The 14,843-nt window shown below is 66.4% G+C and carries 13 protein-coding genes; 1 reads left to right on the forward strand and 12 read right to left on the reverse strand.

What is annotated here, in order from left to right:
- Positions 1-54: 54 nt before the first annotated feature.
- The 4 genes from M9917_RS00605 to M9917_RS00620 all read right to left on the reverse strand — a co-directional run bounded on the left by M9917_RS00605 (position 55) and on the right by M9917_RS00620 (position 5,279).
- Positions 55-504: a hypothetical protein gene (locus tag M9917_RS00605; RefSeq protein ID WP_297250311.1), complete on the reverse strand. Its 450-nt coding sequence runs from the start codon at positions 502-504 to the stop codon at positions 55-57.
- Positions 505-660: 156 nt separating this feature from the next.
- Positions 661-1,170: a hypothetical protein gene (locus M9917_RS00610; RefSeq protein WP_297250313.1), complete on the reverse strand. Its 510-nt coding sequence runs from the start codon at positions 1,168-1,170 to the stop codon at positions 661-663.
- A 36-nt stretch (positions 1,171-1,206) separates the two neighbouring features.
- A complete protein-coding gene (locus tag M9917_RS00615; protein WP_297250315.1) occupies positions 1,207-3,420 on the reverse strand; it encodes a hypothetical protein in 2,214 nt (737 codons plus the stop codon).
- 347 nt (positions 3,421-3,767) lie between these two features.
- On the reverse strand, positions 3,768-5,279 hold the full coding sequence (locus M9917_RS00620) for an FAD-binding oxidoreductase (protein ID WP_297250316.1): 1,512 nt from the start codon (positions 5,277-5,279) through the stop codon (positions 3,768-3,770).
- Positions 5,280-5,444: 165 nt separating this feature from the next.
- Between M9917_RS00620 and M9917_RS00625 the strand changes: the two genes are divergently transcribed.
- The gene (locus M9917_RS00625) at positions 5,445-5,915 is read left to right on the forward strand and encodes a hypothetical protein (RefSeq protein ID WP_297250318.1); all 471 of its coding nucleotides are present in this window, start codon (positions 5,445-5,447) and stop codon (positions 5,913-5,915) included.
- Positions 5,916-6,223: 308 nt separating this feature from the next.
- On the opposite strand, the gene M9917_RS00630 is transcribed toward M9917_RS00625, so the two are convergent.
- The 8 genes from M9917_RS00630 to M9917_RS00665 form a co-directional block, all read right to left on the reverse strand.
- Entirely contained in the window at positions 6,224-7,234 is a 1,011-nt protein-coding gene (locus tag M9917_RS00630; protein WP_297250320.1) for an ABC transporter ATP-binding protein, read from the reverse strand.
- On the reverse strand, positions 7,234-8,715 hold the full coding sequence (locus M9917_RS00635; protein WP_297250322.1) for an ABC transporter substrate-binding protein: 1,482 nt from the start codon (positions 8,713-8,715) through the stop codon (positions 7,234-7,236). The genes M9917_RS00630 and M9917_RS00635 overlap by 1 nt, the downstream gene beginning before the upstream one ends.
- A 135-nt stretch (positions 8,716-8,850) precedes the next feature.
- The gene (locus tag M9917_RS00640) at positions 8,851-9,723 is read right to left on the reverse strand and encodes an ABC transporter permease (RefSeq protein ID WP_297250325.1); all 873 of its coding nucleotides are present in this window, start codon (positions 9,721-9,723) and stop codon (positions 8,851-8,853) included.
- A gap of 80 nt (positions 9,724-9,803) precedes the next feature.
- Positions 9,804-10,733 carry an ABC transporter permease gene (locus M9917_RS00645; RefSeq protein ID WP_297250327.1) on the reverse strand — a complete coding sequence of 310 codons (930 nt, stop codon included), beginning with the start codon at positions 10,731-10,733 and terminating at the stop codon, positions 9,804-9,806.
- Between the two features lie 17 nt (positions 10,734-10,750).
- Positions 10,751-11,554: an ABC transporter ATP-binding protein gene (locus tag M9917_RS00650; RefSeq protein ID WP_297250329.1), complete on the reverse strand. Its 804-nt coding sequence runs from the start codon at positions 11,552-11,554 to the stop codon at positions 10,751-10,753.
- Between the two features lie 55 nt (positions 11,555-11,609).
- Positions 11,610-12,335: an enoyl-CoA hydratase/isomerase family protein gene (locus M9917_RS00655; protein ID WP_297250331.1), complete on the reverse strand. Its 726-nt coding sequence runs from the start codon at positions 12,333-12,335 to the stop codon at positions 11,610-11,612.
- Positions 12,336-12,490: 155 nt separating this feature from the next.
- Positions 12,491-13,642: a CaiB/BaiF CoA transferase family protein gene (locus tag M9917_RS00660; RefSeq protein WP_297250334.1), complete on the reverse strand. Its 1,152-nt coding sequence runs from the start codon at positions 13,640-13,642 to the stop codon at positions 12,491-12,493.
- A gap of 14 nt (positions 13,643-13,656) precedes the next feature.
- Entirely contained in the window at positions 13,657-14,835 is a 1,179-nt protein-coding gene (locus M9917_RS00665; protein WP_297250336.1) for an acetyl-CoA C-acyltransferase, read from the reverse strand.
- Between the last annotated feature and the right edge of the window lie 8 nt (positions 14,836-14,843).

Raw genomic sequence — 14,843 nt, forward strand, 5'->3', positions numbered from 1 at the left:
TCGAAAATGCTCTAGCTTCCACGGAGGTGCCCCCGCCGCGGGCCGTCTTGCAGCCTATTGCTGGCGGGAGCGCAATATGGCGAAGCCAGCCTCGAGCTGGGCGGCGCTGGACGCGCCCTGGCTGGACGCGACCTCGACGGCGGCGTAGGCCCGTTGCAGGTCGGCATCAGCCGGTTCGGCCGCGGCCACTCCGGCCCGCTGCGCCACCTGCTTCTCGAGATCGACCACGGTCAGGAAGGCGACGAGGCGGCTTTTGCCCTCCGCCAGAGCGTGATCGAAATAGGCGATGGAGAGCGCGCGCCGCCCGGCCCTGTAGGCGGCCTCGAAGCCGCCCTCCCCTGCGCCGCTCTCGGCGGCAGCGACGCCGAGCTTGCCGATCCAGCCGGCCTGGGATTGCGACCAGCCGTCCGCTTTCGCGCGGTCGGCCAGCCTCGTCTCCAGCGATGCGCCCTGTTCAGCCATGAGGACCAACGCGGGCGGCGGCGGCAACGCCATGGGCAGCATGAGGCATCCTTTCGCGGCAGATGATGGCCGGATCGCCTTGCGCCCGATCGGCCGCAAAGTGGCAATCCGGCTCCTTGTTCCAGCATCGGACCTTTCCGAAAAGCGGATTCCCCTTTTCGGCGCGATGCTCCAGGGCGTCCTGCATCGGGGCCCGGCTCAATTGCCGCGCGCCGCGACCAGCTTGCGGATCATGCCGAAGCCGGCGGAAACCTGATCCTCGCTCGACAGGCCGCGCTCCGCGGCGACCTGCACGGCCTCGCAAGCCGCCAGCAGGATGTTGTCGGCATAGTCGGGGGCCGCCTCGCCACGCCGCTCGGCGAGCTGGCGCTCCAGCTCGATCAGGGTGAGGAACGCTGCAAAGAGCGTCTTGCCCTCGGCGAGCGCGTTGTCGAAATAGGCGATGGTCAGGTCGCGGCGGGCCTGCGCATAGGCTTGCTCGAGCGCCTCGGGCGCCGGCGTTCCGTCGACCACCGCCTGGATCAGCGGCGCCTTGGCGAGCCGATCCAGCCACTCGGCCTGGGAAGCCGACCAGCCCTCGGCTTCGGCGCGCACGCGGATGAGCCGCGCGGAAGCCTCGTCGAGATGGGCCACGGCGGGGATGAACCGGCTCATCGCATCGGTCTTGTAGGCCGCGATCTGCTCGGGAGTGCTGTTTTTGTCGATCATGTCAATCGTCCTGCCGTTCCGGTGTCGTTCAAGGGATCAGCTGAAGAAGCCCCGGAAGAAATTCGTGATGTGGACCACGGGGGAGGCGTATTTCACGACCTGTCCGACGATGCCGAGCTCGTCCAGCGCTTTCGCCCCCTCCTGGACGGATTTCGTCGCCTCGTTGACGTCGCCGGTGATCTTGATCTTGCCGTTGAAGCCGATCCCGAGCCCGCCGCCGAAGTCGATCTCGGCGTTCAGCTTGCCGTCCTTGAAGTCGAAATCAGTGTCCAGATGGCCACCGATCTTGCCGATATAGACGCCGCCTCCGACATCGGCGCCGCCGCCGTTCTTGCCGTGCAGGCCCTTCTCGCCGTAAGCGCCGACACCGGCCGAGGCTTCGGCGCTGTAGCCGCCCTTGATCTTGATCTTCCCATCCTTCTCGAACGGATTGAAGGTGACCTCGGCGCCTATCTTCGCCTCGGCCTTGGCCTGGGCGTAGAGTTCGAGCTTCTCGGTGCTGGTCAGGTCACCGACCTTGGTCTCGTTGACGAAGTCGACCTTCGCGACCGCCTCGACCGCGGCCTTGGCTTCCGCCGACAGGCCGTCGAAGCCCAGACGGAAGCCCGCCTTGGCTCCCGCCTCGGCATGCGCCATGGCCGCGACGGTCTGCGTCTGCTCCGTATCACCGATCTTCGTGGTCGTCGAATGGCTGACTTCGGCGTGGACGGCGACCTTGGTCGACGCTTCGGCGGCGACGCTGTTCTTGGTCACGGCGTATTTCGCCTTGTTCTCGAAGGAGGCGCCGGCATAGGCCTTGTCCGTCGTGGTCCTGGTCGCGCCGTCGCCGAGATCCTCGGTTGCGACGTGCTCCTTCCCGACCTCGGCCCGGATCGTCCAGGCCGCGCTTGCGCCCTTGCTGCTGCCGTTGGTGTAGGAGACGGTGCCGCCTTCGACCTTCACCTGCGCCATGTCGACGATCTGATGCTTGGTGTTGCCGTCGACCATGACGGTGTCGGTGACGCCGCCGGCGAGGACCTCGTCGATCACGTCCTCCTGATAGGTGCCGTTCTTCTTGGCCTGCGACTTGTCATGGGCCTCCAGCAGTTTCGAGACCTGCTTGTTGCCGCCCTTCCAGCTGCTGGCCGCCATCTTCTGGACCTTGTCGAGCGCGCCCGGCTTGGTTTCGATCTCCTTGCTGCGCGGCTCGGAGACGGTCTTGGACCGGCCGCGACCGTCGTCGTCGCTGGCCTTGTCCTGCGCCGGCTTGTCGGCGACGCTTTGAGAGCGCTGGCGGGCGCCGTCCTCGCTCGCCTTCTTGTCGGCAGGGTCCTTGCCGAGCTTCTGCTTGGCATCCTCCACCGCCTGCTTGGAATCGGCGATCTTCTGCTTGGCGGCATCATGCGCGGACGTCGCGGACTTCAGTTCCTTCGCCGTCTTGCTCTGCTCGGCATAGGCATCCGCGAGCTTCTGCGTCGCCGCCTTCACCGCCTCCGGGTTCTTCGAGTGGGCGTTGCTCTTCGCCACCGCATCGAGGCTCTTCTCGGCATGCTTGACGATCTGGTTCGCGCCGTCGTGCTTGATCGTCGCCAGTTCCTTGACGTGCTCGGCGGCCTTCAGCGTCTCCCTGTCGGCGGGAGCCTGCGCCTTCTGCTTGGAAATGGTGTCGTGCAGTTCCTTGAAGCCGGCCGGGATCGGCTTGTCCGGCGTGGGCTTGTCGTCGAGGGGCTTGCTCCCGGCAAGCCTGGAGGCGGTGCCCTTCTCGAGCGCCTTGTCGATCTTCTCGCCGAGGGCGGGCAGACCGTCGAGCAACTTGGCCTTGGTCTCTGCCCGATCCTTCTGGATCTCCGCCTTGTCCGCCTTGTCCTGCCTGGCCTTGTTCGCGGTTTCCTCCGCCTTGGCCGCAGCGGTCGCGTCGGTCGAGACCTCCTTCGTCCAGCCCTGCGAGGTGCGCTCGTATTCGGCCTTGGTGAAGCTTTTGCCCAGGACCTTGCCGCCCGGGGCACCGGTCTCGGTATTCTGGCCGCCGCGGAGCTCCTTTTCGAGCTCCTTGATGTGCTTGGCCGCATCCTTGTCGGCGTTGCCGCCGCTCCGATCGTCCGCGAGACCGCCATGCGAGGATTTCAGGGCGGCCGGTTCCGCAGCGTCGCTGCCGGCGGTCAGGGCCGCGGCGTCATCGCCGTCGAGCTCGCGCTTCTCGCCTGCTCGAACACCGCCGATGATCGCCTTCAGCTGATCGACGGAGAGCGCATCGGCGCGACTGGCGAACATCGAACCTTCGGTCTCATTCTGCATGATCGGGCATGGCCTTGGGTTGTAGCTGTGGCTGAGGGTTTGCGATGGGGGTTCTTGCGGGGCGGCGGCGCCGAGCGCGGCGCGGATGCGAGACGGGCCGGAGCTGGCGCGGCGACCGGCGCAACTCCCACGGCAGGCACCAAAGAACGGACTCGCCACCTCATCGTTAAAGTAAACACAACGTATATTCGTTTTATATTTTAGTCTTACCGGCTTACGTTTAGTTCCTAATCTACTCGCCCCCTCAAAAGCAACACGATGCTCTTTCGAGGGTTTCCCATGCGTAAATTTCAATCGACCCTCACATCAAGTGACCACCCGAATCACAGCGACTGGCCGTGGCGGAACAGGTTGAAGGGATCGATATCCGCCTTGATTTTTTCCAGCCTGGCGAGGTTTGCGCCGTAATAGGCCTTGCGCCAATCGACCAGCGAGGGATCGGGAAAGTTCTGATAGGCGCCACTGCCGCACAATTCACGCATCTCGCGATAGAAGCCGTCCTGCCAGCGCTGGGCGGGTGCGATCACCTCCGGCGTCGCCTGATCCCCCGCACTCCAGTCCAGGCCGATCGAGAACAGCCAGGCGCTGTCGCGATGGACGAAGGCGGTCGCATCCGGCGCCATCCGGTTGATGGCTCCACCCGTCTGGAAGAAGCGCAGATCGGCGCCGACCGCCGTGCCCGGCCAGTCGCGCAGGCGGCGAAAGCCGCATTCGAGGATGCGCTCGTCGAGCCGCTGCCGCACGAAGCCGGAGCGCTCCTGGTAGAATCCGGGCTCTCCCGGTTCCGCGAGGAAATCCTGGCCGGCCCAATAGGAGCGCTCCTCGACCACGAGGCGTTCCGGCCGGGCGACGCCGAAGACGGGGGCGAGGAGATCCAGCAATTCGCCTTTCGGGCCGGCATGTTGTCCGAGAAGATCGAAATGCACGTCGATTCCGGCCCGGCGTTGCTCCGGCGAGGCCGCGCCCAGCGAGAACCGGCTGGCGAAGCTCTCGGGCGCCTTCTCGGCCGCCGCAACGAAGGCCTGCGCGACGGCTTCGCTTTGCGTGTTCCAGCGCAGCGAGAAGACGGTGATCCGCTCGTCGGCGGGGTGGGACGCCAGGGTGAAGCGCGTCGCGACGCCGAAATTGCCGCCGGCCCCGCCGCGCAGAGCCCAGAACAGGTCTGGCTCGCTGCCCTCGGAGACATGGCGGACGCGGCCATCGGCCGTAACGAGTTCGGCCGCGCGCATCAGGTCAGAGCCGATTCCGTAACGGCGCATGTTGAAGCCGATGCCGCCGCCGAGCAGGAAGCCGGCGATTCCCACGGTTCCGCAGCGCCCATGCGTGATGGTGCGGCCGCTTTTCTCCAGGGCGCGGGCGATGTCGGCGTTGCGGGCGCCGGCCTCGATGTCGACGGCGCCGGTGGCGGCGTCGACATCGATGCGGTTCATCGGCGACAGGTCGATCAGGATGCCGGCCGAGGTCGAATGCCCGGCATAGGAATGGCCGCCGCCCCGGATGGCGAAAGGCATGTCCAGCCCGCGGCACCAGTCGATGACGGCAGCGACGATCTCCGGCGATCCGCAGCGGGCGATCGCCTGCGGGCTGACGCGGCGATAGCGCAGGTTCTGCGGCGCGGCGCGTTCGAGGAAACCCGCCTCCCCCGGCCGCAGGACCTGGCCATGGCTGCGATCGGCGAGGTCGCGCCAGGCGGCCTCGCCCGGCAGGCACCAGCCGCAATCGGCCGACAGGGAGGCACGCGCCAGCGCCGGACCGGAAGCGCCGAGGCCGAGCGCGACACTGCCCATGAGAAAGCCGCGGCGGCTCAGCGCAGGCGCGCGGTTGCTTCTGGTCATGCGCTCGTCCCCCGATCGAATGCCCGATCCTATAGCTGCGGCGGCGTTTCGAATCTCTGAAAGACTCTCCGCGGGGGCGGGAGGCTTGGCATCAATTTTACGGGATTTTCTGCCGAAAATTGAAGATCTGGCCCGCTACTGAGCGATCGCGTGCGGCTCAGGCACATGAAACCGAAGAGGGTGATGATGGTGCGGACTATCCTAGCGGTCGGATTTGTCGCTGTGGCGCTGGCGGGCTGCCAGACGACGAAACAGGCGTCGGAGGTGCTGGAGAACCGCTGGATCGGGCAGCCGGCCGATGCCTTCTTCGTCGCCAACGGGCCTCCGGCGAGCGAGTTCACGCGCGACACGGGCGGTGCGATCTACACCTGGCGCGGCGGCGAGGCGACCTCTCACCTTCCGGCGCAATGGCAGATGCCGGCATCGAAGCCGGCGAACAGGAGCCAGAGCGCGTTTTCCGGTTTCAATCCCCAGCCTTATCCGGTCCTCGTCCAGCCGGCGCGGCGCATCGATTATTATTGCGAGGCCCAGATCGTCGCCGACGCCTCCGGCGTGATCGAGAACATCCGCATCAGCCGTGACACGGATGGCCGAGGCCTGTCCTTCTCGCGCTGCGCCGAGGTGTTCTCGCGGTAGGCCGTGCGTCCCACCGGACGCGGCAACGATCAACTATCGCATTGTTGAGGCATCGGACCGAAGAACACTTCACGGGCGATGATGATCGTCAGGTGGCCGCCGGGCAGGAAGTTCGGCTCGTCGGCGCGGGTTGATCGGCCTCGTGATCCAGAACCATACGCACCGCGCGCACACCTCAGGCGAGAACTTGTTCCTCGTCTTGTGCGTCATAGCCCCGTGCTCTCAGGAGTTGGGCCTCCGGCAAACCCGGCGCGGCTCACCTCAACCGCGAGCCGGGTCACAGCCCGCGCCGCAGCCGAGCTTGCCGATCAATCCGCCATCAACTCGGGCGCCCTCCAGCATCGCGATCGCTGGCTCGGGGCTCCGATCGTGTGCAACGCCGGTCTTTCTTCGCAAATCTCCGCGCGCAATCCGCAGCGCGTGCGAAACCGGCAGCCCTCGTCACCGCCGCCAGCGTCGATCCTGCCTTCGGGAATCTCGACGAAGCTGGAATGCGAGCCGTGAAGACGCGGCACGCAAGCGAGCAGCGCCCGCGAATAGGGGTGGCGGGGACGCCGGATGACGGAGTGCGTCGGCCCTTCCTCCACGACCTCTCCCGCATAGAGCACCACCAATCGGCTGGCGACCTCGCTCAGCACGGCCAGGTCATGCGAGATCAGAAGGATGCCGATGCCCTGAGCCGCCAGGTCCTTGAGCAGGGTGAGGATCTCGCGCTGCACGGAGACGTCGAGCGCCGTCGTCGGCTCGTCGGCCAGAAGGAGCTTGGAACCGCAGGCGATCGCCATTGCGATCAGCACGCGCTGGCACATGCCTCCCGACAGTTCGGAAGGGTAGCTGGCCAACACACGCTGAGTATCATGCAGGCGCACGCGCAGCAGCGAGCGCGTGACGCGGTCGAGCGCCTCGCCGGGCGTCAATGGCGCATGAGCGCGAACCGCTCTGAGAAGCTGGTCGCCCACGCGCACGACCGGGTTGAGCGCCGTGATGGTCTCCTGGAAGACCATCGCGATTTCCCGGCCGCGCACCTCGCGCAGCTGCGCGGCCGGCAGGCCGACGAGCTGCCGGTTGCGATAGAGGATCGAGCCGCTGACGCGAGCACCGCTCGGCAGAAGTCCCATCATGGCGATCGCGGCCGTCGATTTTCCGCAGCCGGATTCGCCGGCCATGCCGACGATCTCGCCTTCGGCGAGCGTAAGGTTGAAATTGCTCAAGGCGCGCGTCGTAGCGCCGCGGCTGACGAAGTCGACCGTCAAATTCTCGATGTTCAGCAGGAGCCCGGCTTCGTCGAACGACGAAGCCGGTTGGATCGATGCCGCCATCAGCGCAGGCTCACCGAACGAAGATCCTGCTTGCCGAGATAGTTCGGCGTATAGCCGTCGACCTTGGAACCGACCAGCACCACGGCCGGCTGATAGATCAGCGGTATCGAGAGCGGATCCTGCGCGCCGAGCAGGGCGATCTGCTTGCCGAGCGCCACGCGCTTGGTCGGTTCGCTGGTGGCCAGCATCTGGTCCATCAGCGCATCGACGCCGATCGCGTTCTTGCCGTAATTGGCGAAGCCGCGCGAATCGAAGACGCCGAACAGGGTCATCGCCGGATCCGGCCGGCCGGTCCAGCGGGTGAGGAAGCAGGGCAGCTTGCCCGCGGCCATGTCGGTCACGCCCTGCGCCAGCGTCTTTTCGACGAGCGTGAGCTTGATGCCGATCTGAGCGAGATTCTCGATCATCAGCGGGCCCGCGATCTCGTAGCCCAATCCGGCGAAATAGGTGCATTCGAGGGAGACGTTGCTCTGCTTCGCCTCCTGCATCAATTGCTTGGCCCGGTTGAGGTCATAGCCGTATTTCGACGCGACCTCCTCGCTGTAATAGGGCGAGGTCGAGGGCAGGAGCTGCGTCGCCACGGCGCCGGCGCCGTTATTGGTCGCGACCAGGATATCGTCGCGGTTGATGGCGCGGCTGATCGCCTCCCGCACCGCCTTGGAATTGACCGGCGCCTTGGTGCCGTTGAGCATCATCAGCGTCACTTCGAGGCTCGGCCCGCTGGAGACCTTGTAGCCGGTGCCATTCTGCAGCGCCGGCACGTCGCGCGCGGGAATCTGCATGGCGATGTCGAGCTGTCCGGTCGTCGCGGCGTTCTCGAGCGCGATCACCTCGGTGAAGGTCGTCCAGTTGACGCCGTCGAGCGCCGGCTTGCCGCCCCAGTAGCCATCGAAGCGGCTGTATTTCACCGAGGCGCCCTGCACCGTCGAATCGACCTTATAGGGGCCGGTGCCGACCGGGTTGCGCGGAAAGCCGTCGCCATGCTTGCTCACCGCCGTCGGCGAGACGATCATCCCGCCGCGATCCGCGAGAATCGCCGGCAGGGACGAGTCGGGATTGGCGAGGGTGAAGACGACCTTGTAGGGCTCGGCCGCCTCGACATTGCTGACGATCTTGAGATCGGTCTGCACGCCTTTCTGCTGGTAGCGCTTGATGCTGGCGACGACGGCATCGGCGTTGAACGGCGTGCCGTCCTGAAAGACGACGCCCTGACGCAGGCTCATCTCGAGCTTGCGGCCGTCATCGGAGAATTTCCAGGCGGTGGCGAGACCCGGCTTGAGCTCGCCGGTGGCGCGATCGGCGTCGACCAGGCGATCATAGATCAGATAGAGATAAGGGTGATCGGAGCCGCCCCCGGAGGTCGCCGGATCGAGCGAGGTGGGATAGCTCGTGCTGCCGACGCGCAGAACGCCCTGAGCCGTTGCCGCCTGAGACCCCGCCATAAGGAAGGCGAGCGCGGCGGCGGCGAGGCCGGCTCGCATGCGCGGCCACCGGCTGCCGGTCTTTTCCATGTATCGAGCATCGCCAAGCCGGCTCTGCGTAACATCCATCATCGCAACCTCCCTTAACGTCTTGTGTTTCGCATTCCATTCCTGAAGCACTGCGTTGCGCTTGCGCTATTCGGTCCGCAGCCACTCCCGAACTCCATTTCCCACCTGAGCGAGCAGGAAGGAAAAACATGCGATGGTGATGCCGGGCGCGATCGTCAGAAGCGGCGCGCTCCTGAAATTGAGATAGGCCTTTGCGAGATCGCTGCCCCAGCTCGGCGTGGGAGCCTGTGCGCCCAGCCCGAGGAAGCTGAGCGCGCCCTCCGCCAGCAGCGCCAGGCTTGCGACCGAGCACAGCTGGACCAGGAAAGGCGCCATCGCATTCGGCAGCACATGGCGGATCGCCGTCTGCGTGGCGCTCGCACCGAGGGTTCTCGCGACGAGCACGAAATCGGCCCGGCGCAGCGGCAGCACCGCCGAGCGCAGCAGCCGCGCGCAGGAGGGCGCGTAGACGATGCCCATGGCGATCATCGCATTGGTGAGGCTGGGGCCGAGCACGCCGCCGATCGCCAGCGCCAGGATGAGGCCGGGGAAAGCCAGCATCGCATCCGCCAGGCGCATCAGCACCTCGTCCCAGAACCGGCCGAGATAGCCGGCGGCGAGCCCCCAGGGCAGCGCCAGCCCGCCGGCGACGCAGATGGCGATGAGAACGCCGCGAATGGATTCCCTCGCGCCGAAGATGAGGCGGCTCAGCACGTCCCGCCCGGTCGCGTCCGTGCCGAGCCAATGCGCCATGCTCGGTCCCTGAAGCCGCTCGCGCACGGCATTCGCCAGCGGATCATAGGGCGCGATCCAAGGCGCGAAGATCGCGGCCAGAATGATGAGGGCAAGGATCGGCAGACCATAGCGCAGCGAGCGCGGCAATGCGCCGTAGCCGGAGATGCCGCGCGCCCATGCTCCGGCTGCGCCGTCACTCTCGGACTGAGCCGCTGCGAGTTTCATGGGCACCCTTGCCTCATACGCGCTGGGGATCGAAGACGACATGCCGTGATATCTTCATGAGCCAAAGTTCTGGTGGAGCATCAGTTGCGGAGCTGGCGTATTCGCGGATCGAGCGCGTTCAGCGCGAGATCTGCGGCAAGGTTCAGAACCGTCACGGCGCACAGGATGACGAGAATGACGCCCTGGATGGTCGGATAGTCCCGGTTGTTGACCGCCTGGACGATGCCCGAACCGAGGCCGGGGATATTGAAGATGCGCTCGGCGACGACGGTGCTTCCGACGAGCTGCGACACCACGAGCGGCAGGAAGGTGATCAGCGGCGCCACCGCGATCCGAAGCGCGTAGTTCAGGTAGATCTCATGCGGACGCAGACCCATGGCCTGCGCCGTGCGCAGATGCACGCTTTCGAGGACGAGCGTCATCGAGCTGCGCAGGTGGCGGGCGACCATGACCGTGCTGATCATCGACATGACCAGGATCGGCGCGATCACCGAATGCAGGCTCGCGGGCATGCCGGCCGAAAGCGGCACATAGCCGCCGACCGGAATGACGGCGAGATAGACGCCGAAGAAGCCGACGGCGAGCGTCCCCAGCCAGAAATTCGGAACCGACAGGCCGACACCCGTCAAGGTCTGCACGGCGCGCCCGTCCCAATGCTCCTTGCGCAGCGCGGCCCATATGCCGAGCGTCCCGCCGACGATCAGCGCGACCAGGAGCGCGCCGCCGACCAGCAGCAGCGTCGGCTCCAGCCGCTGGATGATGAAGCGGCTGACCCGCTCCTGATCCCGGAAAGACACGCCGAGATCGCCGCGGACAACATGCATCAGCCAATCGACATATTGCACGAACAGCGGCCGGTTCAGGCCCAGCCTTTCGTTGACGGCCTCGACCGCCTCGGGCGTGATGTCGCCGCCGCCGAGAAGCGCGGCCGCCGGCCCTCCGGGCACGAGATGCTGGAGGAAGAAGACGATGAACGACCCGATCAGCAAGGTCGGGACGAATGTCAGCATGCGGCGCCGAAGAACATTCAACATAGCGCGATGTCCGGTACGCAGGAAATGAGGTGCTTGGTGTAGTCGTGGCTCGGGTTCGCGATGATGTCGCGCGTCGTGCCCTGCTCGACGATCCGGCCATGCTGCATGACCAGAACCCGGTCGGCCAGGTGAGCGACCACGCTCATGTCGTGCGAAATGAAGATGAAGGACACGCCGGCGCTCCTGCGCAAGTCCGCGATGAGGTTCAGCACGCGAGCCCGGACCGACACGTCCAGCGCGGCCACCGCCTCGTCGCAGACGATGATGCGGGCGCCGGAGGCGAGCGCGCGCGCTATGCCGACGCGCTGGCGCTGCCCTCCCGAAAGCTCGCGTGGCAGCTTCAGGCCCTGCTCGGGCGAAAGGCCGACACGCTGCAACTGAGCCATGGCCGCCGGCTGAAGCCGGCTCGACACCGATTGGCCGCCGCTCACGGCCTCGGCCACGCTGCGCCAGACCGCGAGCCGCGGATTGAGGGCCGTGGTCGATTCCTGGAACACCATCTGGATCTTGTCGGCGGTCGCCGGCGAACGAGCGCCCGAACCCGGCGCCTCGACATGGATCATCCCTTCCGACGGCTGGATCAGCCCGGCGACGCAGCGGCCCAGGGTCGTCTTGCCGGAGCCGGATTCGCCGACGATTCCGAGGATCTCGTCGGCGCCGAGGTCGAACGACACATCCTGCACCGCCTTCACGCCGCCGGTGCCCTGCTGCGGGAATCTGACCGACAGATTCTCCACTCTCAGGATGCATTCCTTCGCGCCCGCCCGGTCGCGCGAGGGAGGCGCCGCCGCCGCCAACGCGGGAGACCGGGCGTCCGGACCGGCCGGCACCGGATTTGCGCCGCTCATCATGTCAGCGCGAGGCTCCCGGCGTTGCGCCCCCGCCGCCCCAGGAGCGGTTGCCCGGGAGCTGGTCGTTGATCCAGCGCGTCCGTTCCGCCACCTCTCCGGGGCTCTTGGGCAGCACGGCCAGGAGGCTCTGCTTGAAGTAGCGGGTAACGCTGCCATCCTGCTCGGCGAGGATCCTGGCCCATTCCATCGCCGTCGGCAGCACGTCCTCGCTGGGCGTCACGCTGTTGACGAAGCCATATTGCAGCATGCGCTCGGCGGAGACGTCCTGTCCGAGCATCATCAACTCGACGGCGATCTTGTGCGGAATGCGTGCGGCGAGACCGCCCAGCAAGCCGCGGCCGACGCCGATCCGGCCCTCCGGGTAGCGGAAGAAGGTGGTGTCGCTGGCGACGCAGAGATCGGCCTGCTGGACCAGCACCACGCCGACGCCGATGCACCAGCCGCGCACCGCGGCGATGATGGGCTTATCGACCTCGACGCCGATATTCGGAACATAGCCATAGCCGGTGACGAGCGGAGGGTCCTTGAGATCGGCGCCGGCCGTGAAGGCCTTGGAGCCTGCCCCCGTGAGAACGGCGACCCTGTCGTCGCTCGCGGCGAGGCGTTTCCATGCCGCCTCGAGCGCGAGCGCGAGAGCGGGATTGAAGGCGTTGAGCTTCTCCGGCCGCGAAAGCGTGATCACGGCCACGCCGTCCTGGGATTCATATGTGACGAGTTCGCTGGACATTCCTGTTTCCTGGTTTTCCCGGAACGCGACGATCCCCGGATCGCCGCTCTCCAAAGGCCCGGACCCGACCGATCGCCGAGGTCACGCCGGGCTTGATGCGATGCCGGTCTCCGCCTGGGACGCCGGCCCAAAATCCTGTTTCATCGCCTGTCGGATCAGGCGACGCCGATCTCCTTGAGAATCGCCGCTGAGTGGTTTCCGACGGCAGGCACCTTGTTGTCCGGGCGCGGCGCGGCGGCGGCGCTGCGCAATTCAAACGGCGAGCCGGGAATGGTCACCTCGGTTCCGTTGATGAGCTGCGCTTGACCGAGCATGCGCAGATCGAAGGTCTCGTTGGCTCTCGGCAACTCGGAAATGCTCCACATCGGGCCACAGGGAACACCGGCCGCGCGAAGCGTCGCCGCGGCCTCGTCGGAGGTGCGCCGCTTCATCCAGGCGCTCGTCGAATTCTCGAGATCGCGCCTCAGGGCCTCGTCGGTGACGTTGATGCGGTTCGATGTGACCTCGGGCGCCCCCCATTCCGGCCGGCCGATCACGTCGCAGAAGCTCTTCCACTGATCGGGTGTGATCGGCGCCACGACGAGATGGCCGTCGGCGGTCTGGAAAGCATTGATGAAGCGCCTCGTCTGGCGATTGCCGACGCGGGTCGGACGTTGTCCGAGCGTCGTCGACTGCGCGACATAGTCGCCGAGCAGCGGCGCGAGCGACCGCAGCATGCTGACCTCGATGAAGGAGCCCTTGCCGGTGCGCTCGCGCAGATGCAGGGCCGCCATCGCCGCCGCGGCGGACTGATGCGCGGTGATGATGTCGCCAAACAGAATGTTGCTGACGAAGGGCGGCCCCGCGGGATCTCCGACCATGTCGGCGAAACCGCTCATCGCCTGGATCACCGGATCGAAGGCGGGGAAGGCCCCGATCGGGCTCCATGAGCCGAAGCCGGTGATGTGGATCAGGATCGCGCGCGGATTGAGCGCCTCGACCTTGTCCCAGCCGAAATTCAGCCGATCCGGCACATCATTCGCGAAATTGGTGATGATGACATCCGCCCACCGGATCAAAGCGGGCAGGACCCGCTCCGCCTCGGGACCGCGAAGGTCGAGGCTGAGCGTGCGCTTGTTGTGGTTGAATGTCGCGAAATAGAGGCTCTCGCCGTCCTCGGTGAAGGGCGGGGCGCGCCGCCCCGCCTCTCCGGCCGGGGGCTCGACCTTCACGACGTCGGCGCCGAGATCTGCCAGCAACTGGCAGGCGAACGGGCCTGCGATATAGTGCGATAGTTCCAGAACCTTGACGCCATCAAGCGCACGCATCGACCGGCTTCCCTTCAGACGACCTCGAACAGGCCCGCAGCGCCCATGCCGGCGCCGATGCACATGGTCACCACCACGTATTTGACACCGCGACGCTTGCCTTCGATGAGGGCATGGCCGACCAGCCGGCTGCCGGTCACGCCATAGGGATGGCCGACCGCGATGGCGCCGCCGTTCACGTTGAGGCTGTCGTTCGGGATGCCGATCGTGTCGCGGCAGTAGATTACCTGGACCGCGAAAGCCTCGTTCAGCTCCCAGAGCCCGATGTCGCTCACGGTCTTGCCGGTCTGCTTCAGCAGCTTGGGTATGGCCACGACCGGTCCGATGCCCATTTCGTCCGGCTCGCAGCCGCCGACGGCGAAGCCCCGGAAAATTCCCATCGGCTCGAGCCCGCGTGCGGCCGCGGCCTTGTCGCTCATGAGGACCTGCGCCGAGCCGCCATCGGAGAACTGGCTGGCATTGCCGGCGGAAACGACGCCGCCCTCGACCACGGTGCGGATATTTGAGACGCCCTCATAGGTCGTATCGGGCCGGATGCCTTCATCCTGCGAGATGAGGACATCTTTGACCGCCGCCTGCCCGGTGTTTCTGTCGACGACCCTCATGCGCGTCGCCATCGGCACGATCTCGTCGTCGAACTTGCCCTCGTCGCGCGCCTTTGCCGCCTTGAGCTGGCTGGCAACGCCGAACTCGTCCTGGCGCTCGCGCGAGATGCCGTAGCGGCTGGCGACGGTCTCGGCGGTCTGGATCATGTTCCAGTAGACCTCGGGCTTGTGCTCCGCGATCCAGTCCTCCTGCGCCATGTGCTGGTTCATCTCGTTCTGGACGCAGGAGATCGATTCGACGCCGCCGGCCACGATGATATCGCCCTCACCCGCGATGATGCGCTGCGCCGCGAGCGCGACCGCCTGCAGGCCCGAGGAGCAGAAGCGATTGACCGTCATGGCCGCGACGCTCACCGGCAGGCCGGCGCGGATCGCGATCTGGCGCGCGATGTTGAAGCCGGTCGCGCCTTCGGGATTGGCGCAGCCGATGACGACGTCATAGACCTCCTCGGCGCCGATGCCGGCGCGCGCCACGGCGGCCTTCACCGCATGGGCGCCCAGCGTTGCGCCATGCGTCATGTTGAAGGCGCCCTTCCAGCTTTTCGCGAGCGGCGTGCGCGCCGTGCTGACAATTACTGCATCCGTCATTGATGAAC

It is taken from the genome of Bosea sp. (in: a-proteobacteria), from assembly GCF_023953965.1.
In the GTDB taxonomy this organism is placed as follows: domain Bacteria; phylum Pseudomonadota; class Alphaproteobacteria; order Rhizobiales; family Beijerinckiaceae; genus Allobosea.

Bases quoted from the DNA above. Each gene is read 5' to 3' on its own strand.
- M9917_RS00605 (WP_297250311.1), bottom strand. From the start codon at position 504: ATGCTGCCCATGGCGTTGCCGCCGCCGCCCGCGTTGGTCCTCATGGCT.
- M9917_RS00610 (WP_297250313.1), bottom strand. From the start codon at position 1,170: ATGATCGACAAAAACAGCACTCCCGAGCAGATCGCGGCCTACAAGACC.
- M9917_RS00615 (WP_297250315.1), bottom strand. From the start codon at position 3,420: ATGTTCGCCAGTCGCGCCGATGCGCTCTCCGTCGATCAGCTGAAGGCG.
- M9917_RS00620 (WP_297250316.1), bottom strand. From the start codon at position 5,279: ATGACCAGAAGCAACCGCGCGCCTGCGCTGAGCCGCCGCGGCTTTCTC.
- M9917_RS00625 (WP_297250318.1), top strand. From the start codon at position 5,445: ATGAAACCGAAGAGGGTGATGATGGTGCGGACTATCCTAGCGGTCGGA.
- M9917_RS00630 (WP_297250320.1), bottom strand. From the start codon at position 7,234: ATGGCGGCATCGATCCAACCGGCTTCGTCGTTCGACGAAGCCGGGCTC.
- M9917_RS00635 (WP_297250322.1), bottom strand. From the start codon at position 8,715: ATGCGAGCCGGCCTCGCCGCCGCCGCGCTCGCCTTCCTTATGGCGGGG.
- M9917_RS00640 (WP_297250325.1), bottom strand. From the start codon at position 9,723: ATGAAACTCGCAGCGGCTCAGTCCGAGAGTGACGGCGCAGCCGGAGCA.
- M9917_RS00645 (WP_297250327.1), bottom strand. From the start codon at position 10,733: ATGCTGACATTCGTCCCGACCTTGCTGATCGGGTCGTTCATCGTCTTC.
- M9917_RS00655 (WP_297250331.1), bottom strand. From the start codon at position 12,335: ATGTCCAGCGAACTCGTCACATATGAATCCCAGGACGGCGTGGCCGTG.
- M9917_RS00660 (WP_297250334.1), bottom strand. From the start codon at position 13,642: ATGCGTGCGCTTGATGGCGTCAAGGTTCTGGAACTATCGCACTATATC.
- M9917_RS00665 (WP_297250336.1), bottom strand. From the start codon at position 14,835: ATGACGGATGCAGTAATTGTCAGCACGGCGCGCACGCCGCTCGCGAAA.